This window comes from Hymenobacter nitidus (genome assembly GCF_020447315.1).
In the GTDB taxonomy this organism is placed as follows: Bacteria; Bacteroidota; Bacteroidia; order Cytophagales; family Hymenobacteraceae; genus Hymenobacter; species Hymenobacter nitidus.
The window spans coordinates 74,676-86,789 of sequence record NZ_JAJADQ010000004.1 but is presented as its reverse complement, the minus strand read 5'-3'; the positions used below and the strand labels follow the sequence as shown (position 1 = coordinate 86,789).

General features: G+C 59.7%; 12 protein-coding genes. All 12 read left to right on the top strand.

Translation table 11 applies throughout. The features are described 5' to 3' along the window. Positions 1-57 precede the first annotated feature (57 nt). The 12 genes from LGH70_RS08715 to paaZ all read left to right on the top strand — a co-directional run bounded on the left by LGH70_RS08715 (position 58) and on the right by paaZ (position 12,083). Complete coding sequence (locus LGH70_RS08715) at positions 58-951, top strand: YitT family protein (RefSeq protein ID WP_226184846.1); 894 nt, start codon at positions 58-60, stop codon at positions 949-951. Positions 952-1,277: 326 nt separating this feature from the next. Beyond that, entirely contained in the window at positions 1,278-1,859 is a 582-nt protein-coding gene (locus LGH70_RS08710) for a TetR/AcrR family transcriptional regulator (RefSeq protein WP_226184845.1), read from the top strand. Positions 1,860-1,963: 104 nt separating this feature from the next. Further along, positions 1,964-3,043: a 1,2-phenylacetyl-CoA epoxidase subunit PaaE gene (gene paaE, locus LGH70_RS08705; RefSeq protein WP_226184844.1), complete on the top strand. Its 1,080-nt coding sequence runs from the start codon at positions 1,964-1,966 to the stop codon at positions 3,041-3,043. Positions 3,044-3,700: 657 nt separating this feature from the next. After that, positions 3,701-4,654: a 1,2-phenylacetyl-CoA epoxidase subunit PaaA gene (paaA, locus tag LGH70_RS08700; protein WP_226184843.1), complete on the top strand. Its 954-nt coding sequence runs from the start codon at positions 3,701-3,703 to the stop codon at positions 4,652-4,654. A gap of 169 nt (positions 4,655-4,823) precedes the next feature. Next, positions 4,824-5,111, top strand: coding sequence for a 1,2-phenylacetyl-CoA epoxidase subunit PaaB (gene paaB / locus LGH70_RS08695; RefSeq protein ID WP_100334854.1), 288 nt, complete (start codon positions 4,824-4,826; stop codon positions 5,109-5,111). A gap of 11 nt (positions 5,112-5,122) precedes the next feature. After that, a complete protein-coding gene (gene paaC / locus LGH70_RS08690; RefSeq protein WP_226184842.1) occupies positions 5,123-5,926 on the top strand; it encodes a 1,2-phenylacetyl-CoA epoxidase subunit PaaC in 804 nt (267 codons plus the stop codon). After that, complete coding sequence (gene paaD, locus LGH70_RS08685; protein ID WP_226184841.1) at positions 5,920-6,426, top strand: 1,2-phenylacetyl-CoA epoxidase subunit PaaD; 507 nt, start codon at positions 5,920-5,922, stop codon at positions 6,424-6,426. The genes paaC and paaD overlap by 7 nt, the downstream gene beginning before the upstream one ends. A gap of 112 nt (positions 6,427-6,538) precedes the next feature. Next, entirely contained in the window at positions 6,539-7,720 is a 1,182-nt protein-coding gene (locus LGH70_RS08680) for a 3-hydroxyacyl-CoA dehydrogenase NAD-binding domain-containing protein (protein WP_226184840.1), read from the top strand. Further along, positions 7,695-8,156, top strand: a complete 462-nt coding sequence (gene paaI / locus LGH70_RS08675) for a hydroxyphenylacetyl-CoA thioesterase PaaI (protein ID WP_226184839.1) — start codon at positions 7,695-7,697, stop codon at positions 8,154-8,156. The genes LGH70_RS08680 and paaI overlap by 26 nt, the downstream gene beginning before the upstream one ends. Beyond that, the gene (pcaF, locus tag LGH70_RS08670) at positions 8,153-9,358 is read left to right on the top strand and encodes a 3-oxoadipyl-CoA thiolase (RefSeq protein ID WP_226184838.1); all 1,206 of its coding nucleotides are present in this window, start codon (positions 8,153-8,155) and stop codon (positions 9,356-9,358) included. The genes paaI and pcaF overlap by 4 nt, the downstream gene beginning before the upstream one ends. After that, the gene (locus LGH70_RS08665; protein ID WP_226184837.1) at positions 9,355-9,954 is read left to right on the top strand and encodes an acyltransferase; all 600 of its coding nucleotides are present in this window, start codon (positions 9,355-9,357) and stop codon (positions 9,952-9,954) included. Before pcaF ends, LGH70_RS08665 begins: the two co-directional genes overlap by 4 nt. 77 nt (positions 9,955-10,031) lie before the next feature. Next, positions 10,032-12,083: a phenylacetic acid degradation bifunctional protein PaaZ gene (gene paaZ, locus LGH70_RS08660; RefSeq protein ID WP_226184836.1), complete on the top strand. Its 2,052-nt coding sequence runs from the start codon at positions 10,032-10,034 to the stop codon at positions 12,081-12,083. Positions 12,084-12,114 lie beyond the last annotated feature (31 nt).

Sequence of the window (12,114 nt, the reverse complement as noted above, 5' to 3'; positions counted from 1 at the left end):
ATGCTTCTTCCCCAATTCATCATCTTGCGTAAGCTTCGGCAACGCACTTCTGCTTCTATGGCTTCTCTTCCTGCTCCCGCGGCGCAGCCCGGCAACCTGTCCGAAAAAATCAAAAACGTGACCCTCATCGTGCTGGGCATCTTGTGCGCCGGCATGGGCCTGAAGGGCTTTCTGCTGTCCAGCCACTTTATCGACGGCGGCGTAACGGGCATTTCCATGCTCATTTCGGCCACGCTGGATGTACCCTTGTCGTGGCTGCTGCTCATCATCAACCTGCCCTTTGTGGTGCTGGGCTACCGCCAGATCGGCCTGGGCTTTGCCCTGAAAAGCGCCGCCGCCATTGCCGGCCTGGCTTTGTGCCTGGTGGTGGTGCCCTACCCCGACGTAACCAAGGATTTGCTGCTTACGGCCGTGTTTGGCGGCGTCTTTATCGGGGCCGGCATTGGCTTGGCCATGCGGGGCGGGGCCGTGCTCGACGGCACCGAAGTAGCAGCGCTGCTGATCAACAAGCATAGCCCCCTGCTGAAGGTAAGTGACGTGATTCTGCTGCTCAACATCGTTATTTTCGGCGTGGCGGCTTTCGTGCTGGGCGTGCAGACGGCCCTGTATTCTATCCTAACCTACGTTTCGGCCTCCAAGACCCTCGATTTCCTGCTCAACGGCATCGAGCAATACACCGGCGTCACCATCATTTCGGCCCGCAGTGAGGCTATCCGCGAAGCAATTACTACCACGCTGGGCCGGGGCGTGACGATTTACCAGGGCAAGCGTGGCTTCGGCAAGCGCGGCGACCGGGACCTGGATATGGACATTGTTTTCACCGTCGTCACGCGCCTGGAGCTGCCGCAGCTGCGCACCGAAGTGCGCCGTCTCGATCCGCAGGCCTTCGTTATCCAGCACAGCATCGACGACGCGGAAGGTGGCATGGTCAAGAAGCGTCCTTTCCACTAAAGTCCGGCTGTTCGTGGCGGCTCCACCAGCAAGCGTTGGGGAGTTGTTACCGGAGCAGCAGGGCAAAAGGTACTGCCTGGGGCAAGATGACTAACAAACGTTTGTTTATGTGGCCACGGACCAATACTTTTAGTGCGGGCTTTTCCGTTCCAGCCCCTCTGCCCGGCGTGCGGGCCGAACAGCACCCGAGCTGTTACTCACTGCCCCGCCGTCCAATTAAAAAGCAGTGCGCCCAGAAAGCGGCGTTTACGACATATGCCGCGCATCTTCTAGCTTTACCCATCTCAACCGCCCACGTACCGCACGCCCTATTTCTGACGAGTTGAATGGCTAAAAAAGTTAAGACCAATAAACGGCAGGTGATTCTGGAAGAGGCAGCCAAGCTCTTCAAGGCCAAAGGTTTCGGCGGCACTTCCATGCGCGACCTGGGCTCCCAGGTAGGCATGGAAGCAGCCAGCATGTACAACCACATCAGCTCCAAAGACGACATTCTGGAAAGCATCTGCTTTCACGTTTCGAACACCTATATCTCCCAGCTCAACGAAATTGAGCAGCTGCCGGTGTCCTACGTCGACAAGCTTAAGGCCCTGATTCGGCTCCATATCCGCCTTATGATTGAGGATGGCGCGGCTGTATCGGTAGCCAACAACGACTGGAAATACCTCAGCGAGGTAAAGCTGCAGCAGTTCAAGGAAGCTCGCAAAACCTACGAAAAGGGCTTTGCGGCCCTCATCGAGCAGGGCATTACGGCCGGCGAGTTTCAGCCCATGAACGTGTCGGTAGCCCTGTTCACTATTCTGTCGGCCGTGCGCTGGGTGGAGCTGTGGTACCGCCCCGGCCGGGGCATTACGGCCGAAGAGTTAGAGGAAAACATCATGACCATCCTGCTGAACGGATTGGCCAAATAGCATCTGGTTTTTGGTGATTCGTTTTTGGTGTATGGCCTCTCTGAATATAGCCAGGGACTTCATCGACCAAAAACAACCAACCAAAAACTAAAAACCAACTAGTAATGAGTCGATTTCATAAAGTCCGCATCAAGCGCATCGAAAAGGAAACGCCCGACAGCGTGGTCGTGTCGCTGGACGTGCCCGAGGACCTGCGCGACACGTTCCGCTTCACCCAGGGCCAGTACCTGACCTTCCGGCGGGAGCACAATGGCGAGGAACTGCGCCGCTCCTACTCCATTTGCAGCAGTCCGCTGGAAAACGAGTGGCAGGTGGCCATCAAGAAAGTGCCCGAAGGCCGGTTTTCGTCGTTGGCTGTGGATAGGCTCACCGTCGGCGAGGAGCTGGACGTTATGCCGCCGGCGGGGCATTTCTACACCGAGCTGCATCCCGAGCAGGCCAAGCACTACGTGCTATTTGCGGCCGGCAGCGGCATCACGCCGGTGTTCAGCATCCTCAAAACCGTGCTGCTGACCGAACCCCAGAGCCAGGTAACATTGATTTACGGCAACCGGGGCCGCAACTCCATCATCTTCAAGGAAGGCATCGAGGCGCTGAAGAACAAGTTTCTCAACCGCCTGAGCGTGTACCACATCCTGAGCCGGGAGCAGGGCGACACCGACCTGCTCTTCGGCCGCATCGACCAGCAGAAAGCCGAGCTGTTCCTGCAGAAAATCCTGCCCGCCGCCCAGATTGATGAGTGCTTTATCTGTGGCCCCGAGGAAATGATTCTGGGCGTAAAAGCCGCGTTGACCAACGCCGGCGTAGCCCCCGAGAAGATTCACTTCGAAATGTTCGGCACCGCGGGCGGCGGCAAAACCCAGGCCGGCCCAGCCAAGGTGCGCCCCGCGGGCGAAGACGACAAGCACAGCCAGGTAACGGTACAGCTCGATGGCAACACGCGCATTCTGGAAATGTCGTACTACGGCAATACCATCCTCGACGCCCTGCTCGAAACCGGCGTAGATGCGCCCTATTCCTGCAAAAACGGCATGTGCAGCACCTGCCGCTGCCGCGTCGTCGAGGGTAAAGTAGAAATGGATGTGAACTACTCCCTCTCCGATACCGAAGTGGCCAAAGGATACGTCCTCTCCTGCCAGGCCCGCCCTACTTCGGAGAAGGTGAAGGTGGATTTCGACCAGTAAGGCTTAATTGACCGTCATGCAGAGCGTAGCATCTCGCGTGCTGAAGCTGCAGCAGTCTTACTGGTTTATCTAATGTCTATAAACTCAACAGACTGCTTAGCTACAAAAGCCTTGTTCTGCCTGATCATCTTCCATATCAGCGGTATGACAACGCAGGAAAGTTTCGCTCAAACCAAGCAAAAAGACATTTCGGTAGCCAGTTTAGTAGGAAGGTGGTCGAGTGGTCCTATTGAGTACGAACAAGCGAAAACTTCGAAGAAGACCGTTGCACGAGAAGTAACACGGGTAATGTGTAATACTTGCTCTGACGTGGAGTTCAAATCTGATTCGACAGCAGTTGTTGTTGCTGAAGGGTCAAGCGAAATAATTCACTCTTTTTCGTGGGGTATTAGAGGTAACAAACTAATAGTTCGGAATCCTGCACAAGACGAGAAACACGAAGCCCACTCGGTTTATTTGTCTGATGGATTATACACTATTACTGATTCATTGTCTGAGAAACTAATTGGCCTTGAAATCATCTTAACGGCTACTAACGGTACTCGTCGGACTCTAATTCGAACCAGTAAATAGCTGCCAACTCCTATATAATCGTCTAAACCCGATATTTTTCTTACTTTTAACTAACGAATGTTAGTTAAACTTTGTTGAAAGCGCATGGAAACGGTAGAAATCAACCTCGAAGAGCAGTTTCAGGCCCGCATTGACGCGGACGTTCGTATTGAGCCTAAAGACTGGATGCCCGATGCGTACCGCAAAACGCTGATCCGGCAAATTTCCCAGCACGCCCACTCCGAGCTGGTCGGTATGCTGCCCGAAGGCAACTGGATTACCCGCGCCCCTTCGCTGAAGCGCAAGTCCATTCTGCTGAGCAAAGTGCAGGACGAAGCCGGCCACGGCCTCTACCTCTACTCGGCCGCCGAAACCCTGGGCGCTTCGCGGGACCAAATGCTGGCCGACCTGCACTCGGGTAAGGCCAAGTATTCCAGCATTTTCAATTACCCGACCCTGAGTTGGGCCGATATGGGCACCGTGGGCTGGCTCGTGGATGGCGCCGCTATTCTGAACCAGGTGCCGCTGTGCCGCACCAGCTACGGCCCTTATGCCCGGGCCATGGTGCGGGTGTGCAAGGAAGAAAGCTTCCACCAACGCCAGGGTTTCGAAATCATGCAGACCCTGTGCGAAGGCGCGCCCGAGCAGAAAGCCATGGCCCAGGAAGCCCTAAACCGCTGGTGGTGGCCCACGCTGATGATGTTCGGCCCCAAAGACGCCGACTCACCCAACACCGAGCAGAGCATGAAGTGGCGCATCAAGCGCTTCACCAACGACGAGCTGCGCCAGAAATTCGTGGATATGATGGTGCCCCAGGCCGAGTTCTTGGGCCTGACCGTGCCCGACCCCGCGCTGCAGTGGAACGAAACCAAGCAGGGCTACGACTTCGGCGACGTGAACTGGGAGGAATTCTGGAACGTGGTGAAAGGCAACGGCATGTGCAATAAGGACCGCCTCGGCGCCCGGATAAAAGCCCACGAGGAAGGCGCCTGGGTGCGCGAAGCCGCTCTGGCCCACGCCAAAAAGCGCGCTGAGCGCGCCGAAACGCAGGCCGCTTAGCTGCCTCACCCCTAGCCCCTCTTCGAAAGTAGAGAGGGGAACTAGCTTTTAGTTTTCTAATCCTAAAAAGCAGCCCTACCCTAAGCCATAACTAGTTCCTAGCCTGCTAGAGCTAGTTCCCCCTCTCCTCTTTCGGAGAGGCGCTAGGGGTGAGGCGCCACCAAGCACAATGACGCAATCCGAATGGCCGCTGTGGGAAGTTTTCATCCGCAGCAAGCAGGGCCTCGACCATAAGCACGTGGGCAGCCTGCACGCCGCCGACGCTACCATGGCCATCCAGAACGCCCGCGACGTGTACACCCGCCGCCTCGAAGGCATCAGCATCTGGGTGGTAGAAAGCAAGCACGTGCACGCCTCCAACCCCGACGACGCCGAGGCCTTCTACGACCCGGCCAACGACAAAGTGTACCGGCACCCGACCTTCTACCAGGTTCCGGACTCCATCAAGCACATGTAATTCTGAGCGCTATGCAAGTTGCCCCTTCCGAAACCGTTGCCCTGAACTCGTACTCGCCCGAACTGCGGCAGCAGCTGTTTCAGTACGTGCTGCAGCTGGCCGATACCAGCCTGATTCTGGGTCACCGCCTCTCGGAATGGTGCGGCCACGGCCCGATTCTGGAGCAGGATCTGGCCATGGCCAACATTGCGCTGGACCTGCTGGGCGAAACCCGCAGCCTCTACCAGTACGCCGCCGAGCTGGAAGGCCAGGACCGCACTGAAGACGACCTAGCCTTTCTGCGCCTGGCGGTGGAGTACAAGAACCCGCTGCTGGTGGAGCAGCCCAACGGCGACTTCGGCGACACAGTAGCGCGGCAATTCCTGTTCGACAACTTCCACTACCACTTCCTACTCCAGCTCAAAGCCAGCCCCGATGAGCGCCTGGCTGCCATTGCCGAAAAGGCCGTGAAGGAAGCCGCTTACCATTTGAAGTGGAGCTCGGAATGGATGATTCGCCTGGGCGACGGCACGGAGGAAAGCCGGCAGCGCCTCGACAAAGCGTTGGGCAACCTTTGGCGCTATTCCGGCGAGCTGACCACGCCCACAGCCGCCGAAAAAGCCCTGCAAGCCACCGGTATCATCCCGGATTATGCCGGTTTGCTGCCCAAGATGGAAGCTCACCTCAACCACGTTTTTCAGGAAGCTACCCTGCCCGTGCCCCAGGGCGTGTTCATGATGACCGGCGGCAAGGAAGGTCGCCATACTGAGCACCTGGGCTACATCCTGGCCGAGCTGCAGTACATGCAGCGCACCTACCCCGGTATGAGATGGTAGCGAAGGCGCCCACGGAAGAACGCATCTGGCAGCTGCTGGAAGAGGTGTCGGACCCCGAGGTGCCCGTGCTCAGCATTCTGGATCTGGGCATCGTGCGCGGCGTAAAGGTGGACGGGGAGCAGGTCACGGTAAGCATCACGCCCACCTACTCGGGTTGCCCAGCCATGAACACCATTGCCACCGATATCCGGCTGCGGTTGCTGGCTGAGGGCATCCCCAACGTGACCATTCACAACCAGCTCAGCCCCGCCTGGACCACCGACTGGATGAGTCAGGCCGGCCGCGAAAAGCTGGAAGCTTACGGCATTGCCCCACCCGTCGATGGCACCGCTACCGGCCACGTGCTCAACCTTTTCGGCAAGGATACGGCCGTGCGCTGCCCCCTCTGCAAATCCGACCACACTCACCTTGTCAGCCAGTTCGGCTCCACGGCCTGCAAGGCGCATTACCAGTGCGACGACTGCCACGAGCCCTTCGATTACTTCAAGTGCCACGCGTAGTGAATTAATGAGTTGGTGATTTAGTGAACTTGCGCTTGCGCCCTTTGCGCGGTTTGAACAGCAAACTCGCTAAATCACCAACCCGCTAAAACACCATTTCACCAACTCACATATGATCATCGGAATTATCGGCAGCGGCGCCATGGGCGCGGGAATTGCGCAAGTAGTAGCCACGGCCGGCCACACGGTGCGCCTCCTCGACCAGAACCGCCAGGCCCTGGACCGCGCCGGTAAGTCGATTCAAACCAGCCTGAATAAGCTGGCCGAGAAAGGCAAGCTGACCGTCGAAGCTGCTGCCGACATTTTCAGCCGCCTGCACCTGACCGAAGACATTGGCGCTTTCAACGACTGCGAATTGGTGCTCGAAGCCATTGTGGAGGATCTGGCCGTGAAGCAGCAGCTGTTCCGGGAAGTGGAAATGCTGGTGCCCGACACCTGTATTCTGGCCAGCAACACGTCTTCGCTGTCCATTGCCTCCATTGCTGCCGCCTGCCAGAAACCTGAGCGGTTTATTGGCATTCACTTCTTCAACCCCGCGCCCATTATGCAGCTGGTGGAGGTTATTCCGGCCGTGCAGACGCGCGAGGGGCTGGCCGAGGAAGTGCGCGACCTGGTGCAAAGCTGGGGCAAGCTGCCGGTACTGACCAAGGACACCCCAGGCTTTATCGTGAACCGCGTGGCCCGGCCCTTCTATGGCGAGGCTATCCGCATCCAGGAAGAAGGCATTGCCGACATGGCCACCATCGACTGGGCCCTGACCGAGCTGGGCGGCTTCCGCATGGGCCCGTTTACGCTCATGGATTTCATTGGACACGACGTGAACTACCGGGTCACGGAATCGGTATTCACGGCCTTTTTCTTCGACCCGCGCTTCAAGCCCTCCTTTACCCAGAAACGTTTGTTTGAAGCCGGCTACTACGGCCGCAAGTCGGGCCGCGGCTTCTATAGCTACGCCGAAGGAGCCACCCAGCCCGAACCCACGCGCGACGAAACCCTGGGCCGGGCCATTGTAACCCGCATTCTGGCCATGCTCATCAACGAAGCCGTGGACGCGCTAGCCCTGAACGTGGCCTCCAAGGAAGACCTGGAGCTGGCCATGACCAAGGGCGTGAACTATCCCAAAGGCCTGCTGGCCTGGGCCGACGAGCTGGGCCCCGATAAAGTGCTGGCCACGCTCGACGCGCTCTACGACGAGTATCACGAGGACCGCTACCGCGCCAGCGCCCTGCTGCGCCGCATGGTGCGCCAGAATCAGACGTTCTTTCAGCATGAGTCAGCCGCCAGCGCCCGATAAGCAGCGGGCCGAGGCGGTCAAAGAGCATATGCTGCGCCACGACGCCTTCACCCGCCTGCTGGGCCTCGAAATCGAGGAAGTAGACGCCGGCTACTGCCGCCTGCGCTTCACGGTGCGGCCCGACATGCTCAATGGCTTTGGCAACCTGCATGGGGGCGTGACCTACGCCGCCGCCGACTCCGCTTTCGGCTTTGCCTGCAACAGCCACGGCCGTTTCAGCGTGGGCCTGAGCGTGACGATGGACTACCTGGAAGCCGGCCGGCTCGGCGACGTTCTGACGGTGGAAGCCCGCGAGGAAAGCCTCAAGCACAAAGTAAGCGTGTACCAGCTGCGCGTCACCAATCAGCACGGAACCGTGCTGGCGCTGTTCAAAGGCACGGCCTACCGCACCAGCACCGATATTCTGAGCATCCCAACCCAACCCCTCTCCCTGTGAAACAAGCGTATTTAGTTGACGGCATCCGCACGCCCATCGGCAACTTTGGCGGCACACTCGCGGCCGTCCGCCCCGACGATATAGCGGCCCTGGTGATTCAGGAGCTGCTCCGGCGCAACCCCACTGCCGCCCCCGCTGCCATTGCCGACGTGATTCTGGGCTGCGCCAACCAGGCCGGGGAAGACAACCGCAACGTGGCCCGCATGGCTTTGCTGCTGGCCGGCCTGCCCACCTCCGTACCCGGCGAAACCGTGAACCGCCTCTGCGCCTCGGGCCTTTCGGCCAGCATTGCCGCCGCCCGCGCCATTCAGAGTGGCGACGGCGACCTGTTCATTTCCGGCGGCGTGGAAAGCATGACCCGTGCGCCCTACGTTATGTCGAAACCGACCAAGGCTTTCGGTACCGACTCGAAAATGTACGATTCCAGCTTCGGCTGGCGCTTTGTCAACGAAAAGCTGGAAGCCCTGTACGGCATCGACGCCATGGGCGAAACGGCCGAAAACCTGGTGGACCAGTACCACATCAGCCGCGACGACCAGGACCAGTTTGCCTACGAGTCGCACCAGCGCGCCGGCCGGGCCCGGGACTCGGGCCGCTTCGCTGAGGAAATCGTGGCCGTGCCCATTCCCCAGCGCAAGGGCGAGCCGGTATTGTTCTCGCAGGACGAGTTCATTAAGTCCGACACCACGCTCGAAGGCCTGGCCAAGCTGCGGCCCGCCTTTCGCAAGAACGGCTCGGTTACGGCCGGCAACTCCTCGGGCCTGAACGACGGCGCGGCGGCTTTGCTGCTGGCGTCGGAAGACGGCCTGAAGCAGCACAACCTCACGCCCCGGGCCCGCCTGGTTTCGATGGGTGTGGCCGGCGTCGAGCCGCGCACGATGGGCATCGGTCCGGTACCGGCCTCGCAGCTGGCCCTGAAAAAAGCCGGCCTCACACTCGACCAGATAGACCTGATTGAATTCAATGAGGCCTTTGCGGCCCAAACCCTGGCCTGCGTGCGGGGCCTGGGCCTGGAAGGCAACGACCCGCGCATCAACCCCAACGGCGGCGCTATTTCCCTGGGCCACCCGCTGGGCATGAGCGGGGCGCGCATTCTGAACACGGCCGCCCTGGAGCTGCACCAGCAAAACAAGCGCTACGCCCTCGTCACGATGTGCGTGGGTGTGGGCCAGGGCTACGCGGCCATCATCGAAAAGGTATGATCTACTCGTTCAACGGCTTTATTCCGGTCGTGCACGAGTCGGCCTTTGTGCACCCGCAGGCCACGGTGACGGGCAACGTCATTATCGGCCGCAACGTGTACATCGGGCCAGGCGCGGCCATTCGCGGCGACTGGGGCCAGATTATCATCGAGGACAACTGCAACGTGCAGGAAAACTGCACCGTCCACATGTTTCCCGGTACTACCACGCGGCTCAAGGAAATGGCTCATATCGGCCACGGGGCCATTATTCACGGCGCCACTGTGGGCCGCAACGTGCTGGTGGGGATGAACGCCGTGCTCATGGACCGGGTGGAAATCGGTGACGAGTGCATCATCGGGGCCCTGAGTTTTATCAAGGCCGACGAAGTCATTCCGCCCCGCAGCCTGGTGGTGGGCAATCCGCATAAGATTATCCGCCAGGTGAGCGACGACATGCTGCGCTGGAAAACCGAAGGCACCCACGTCTACATGCAGCTGCCCGCCGATTTGCACGCCACGCTCCAACCCTGTGAGCCCCTGCGCGAAGTACCCGCCGACCGGCAGGTGCAGCAGGCCAGCTACCAGACCTGGAATGAGCGCAAGACGGAATCCTGAAATCAGAACGTCATGTCGAGCAAGTAAACTTTCGACCTTTCTCTCTTCCGACACTTCCCTTCCTCCCGAATATACTCATGACTCCCACCCTCGAAAACTACGCCCTCGGCCGCTGGATGGCTGGCACGGGCGAACAGCACGAACTCCTTGACGCCTCCACCGGCGAAGTTATTGCCCTGGCTAACGGCGAAGGCCTCGACTATGCGGCCATGTTCGACTACGCCCGCCGGACCGGCAACAAGGCCCTGCGCAAAATGACGTTCCACGAGCGGGGCCGCATGATCAAGGCCCTGGCCCTGCACCTGGACAGCAAAAAGGAAGACTTCTATACGCTCAGTTACCGCTCGGGCGCCACCCGGGCCGACTCCTGGATTGACATCGAAGGCGGCATCGGCAACCTGTTTGCCAACGCCTCGCTGCGCCGCAAATTCCCCGACAAGCCCTTCTACGTCGAGTCCGACCCGATTGCGCTGTCGAAGGCCGGCAACTTTATGGGCCACCACATTATGGTGCCCAAAGAGGGCGTAGCCGTACATATCAATGCCTACAACTTCCCCATCTGGGGCATGCTGGAGAAAATTGCCGTGAACCTGCTGGCGGGCATGCCGGCCATTGTAAAGCCGGCCGTGCCCACGGCCTACCTCACCGAGGCAGTGGTGCGCGAAATCATAGCCTCCAAAATTTTACCCGAAGGCGCTTTGCAGCTTGTATGCGGCACCGGACAGGGCATTCTGGACCATGTTACTTACCAGGATGTGGTGACGTTCACGGGCTCGGCCGAAACGGGCCGCAAGCTCAAAGGCCACCCGCGCATCCTGGCCGAAGCCGTGCCCTTCAATATGGAGGCCGACTCGCTGAACTCGGCCGTGCTGGGCCCCGACGCCGTGCCCGGCACCGTGGAGTTTGACTTGTTCATCAAGGAAATCCGTAAGGAAATGACAGCCAAGGCCGGGCAGAAGTGCACCGCCATCCGCCGCGTGATTGTGCCCGAAAACCTGGTGGAGGACGTGCAGATTGCCCTGGGCAAAGCCCTGGCCCAAACCACCATCGGCCACCCGCAGGCCGAAGGCGTACGCATGGGCGCCCTGGTCAGCCTGACGCAGGTGAACCGCGTGCGGGAGCAAGTGCGCGAGCTAGCCAAGCACACGCCCATCGTGTACGGCGACCTGGACAACGTGCAGGTTATCGGCGGCAACTGCAAAACCGGCGCGTTTATGTCGCCCATCGTGCTGCTGAACTCCGAGCCATTCAAGTTTACCGACACCCACGAGGTAGAAGCCTTCGGCCCGGTGAGCACTATTATGCCCTACAAAGACTTGGACGAAGCCATTGCGCTGTCGAACCTGGGCAAAGGCTCCCTGGTGTGCTCGGTAGCCACCAACGACCCGCGCACGGCCCAGGACTTCGTGCTGGGCGCGGCCACTCACCACGGCCGGATTCTGGTCATCAACGAGGAAGTGGCCAAGGAAAGCACCGGCCACGGCTCCCCCCTACCCCTGCTCATTCACGGCGGCCCCGGCCGGGCCGGGGGCGGCCAGGAAATGGGCGGCATGCGCGGCGTGGAGCACTTCATGCAGCGCGTCGCCATTCAGGGCTCTCCCACCATGATTACGGCCATTACGGAGGTCTATCAGCCCAAAGCCCGGCAGACGGAGCGCGACAAGCACCCCTTCCAGCACTACTTCGAGGAGCTGGCAATCGGGCAGACGTATACTACCCACCGCCACACCGTGACGGAGGCCGACATCACCAATTTTGCCCAGGTGTCGGGCGACAATTTCTACGCCCACGTGGATGCTACTTCCCTGGAAGGCACGCTGTTTACGGGCCGCGTGGCCCACGGCTACTACATTCTGAGCAAGGCCGCCGGCATGTTCGTGGACCCGCGCAAAGGGCCGGTGCTGCTCAACTACGGCCTCGACGAGTGCCGCTTCACCAAGCCCGTGTACCCGGGCATGACCATCGGGGTGAAGCTGACCGTGAAAGAAAAGATCGGCCAGGAAAAGCGTGACGCCGATGATGTGGCCAAAGGTATCGTGCGCTGGCTCGTGGACGTGAGCGACGAAACCGGCGAAACCGTCGCTGTGGCTACCATCCTGACGATGGTCAAGAAGAAAGACCAGGCGTAGCCTGCAGATCAGCCTGCCCCGTTACATCCAC

What these genes read in the sequence shown, in the direction of transcription:
- paaA (WP_226184843.1), top strand. Translation starts at nt 3,701, where the DNA reads ATGGAAACGGTAGAAATCAACCTCGAAGAGCAGTTTCAGGCCCGCATT.
- LGH70_RS08680 (WP_226184840.1), top strand. Translation starts at nt 6,539, where the DNA reads ATGATCATCGGAATTATCGGCAGCGGCGCCATGGGCGCGGGAATTGCG.
- LGH70_RS08715 (WP_226184846.1), top strand. Translation starts at nt 58, where the DNA reads ATGGCTTCTCTTCCTGCTCCCGCGGCGCAGCCCGGCAACCTGTCCGAA.
- paaI (WP_226184839.1), top strand. Translation starts at nt 7,695, where the DNA reads ATGAGTCAGCCGCCAGCGCCCGATAAGCAGCGGGCCGAGGCGGTCAAA.
- paaZ (WP_226184836.1), top strand. Translation starts at nt 10,032, where the DNA reads ATGACTCCCACCCTCGAAAACTACGCCCTCGGCCGCTGGATGGCTGGC.
- LGH70_RS08665 (WP_226184837.1), top strand. Translation starts at nt 9,355, where the DNA reads ATGATCTACTCGTTCAACGGCTTTATTCCGGTCGTGCACGAGTCGGCC.
- paaE (WP_226184844.1), top strand. Translation starts at nt 1,964, where the DNA reads ATGAGTCGATTTCATAAAGTCCGCATCAAGCGCATCGAAAAGGAAACG.
- LGH70_RS08710 (WP_226184845.1), top strand. Translation starts at nt 1,278, where the DNA reads ATGGCTAAAAAAGTTAAGACCAATAAACGGCAGGTGATTCTGGAAGAG.
- paaB (WP_100334854.1), top strand. Translation starts at nt 4,824, where the DNA reads ATGACGCAATCCGAATGGCCGCTGTGGGAAGTTTTCATCCGCAGCAAG.
- paaD (WP_226184841.1), top strand. Translation starts at nt 5,920, where the DNA reads ATGGTAGCGAAGGCGCCCACGGAAGAACGCATCTGGCAGCTGCTGGAA.
- paaC (WP_226184842.1), top strand. Translation starts at nt 5,123, where the DNA reads ATGCAAGTTGCCCCTTCCGAAACCGTTGCCCTGAACTCGTACTCGCCC.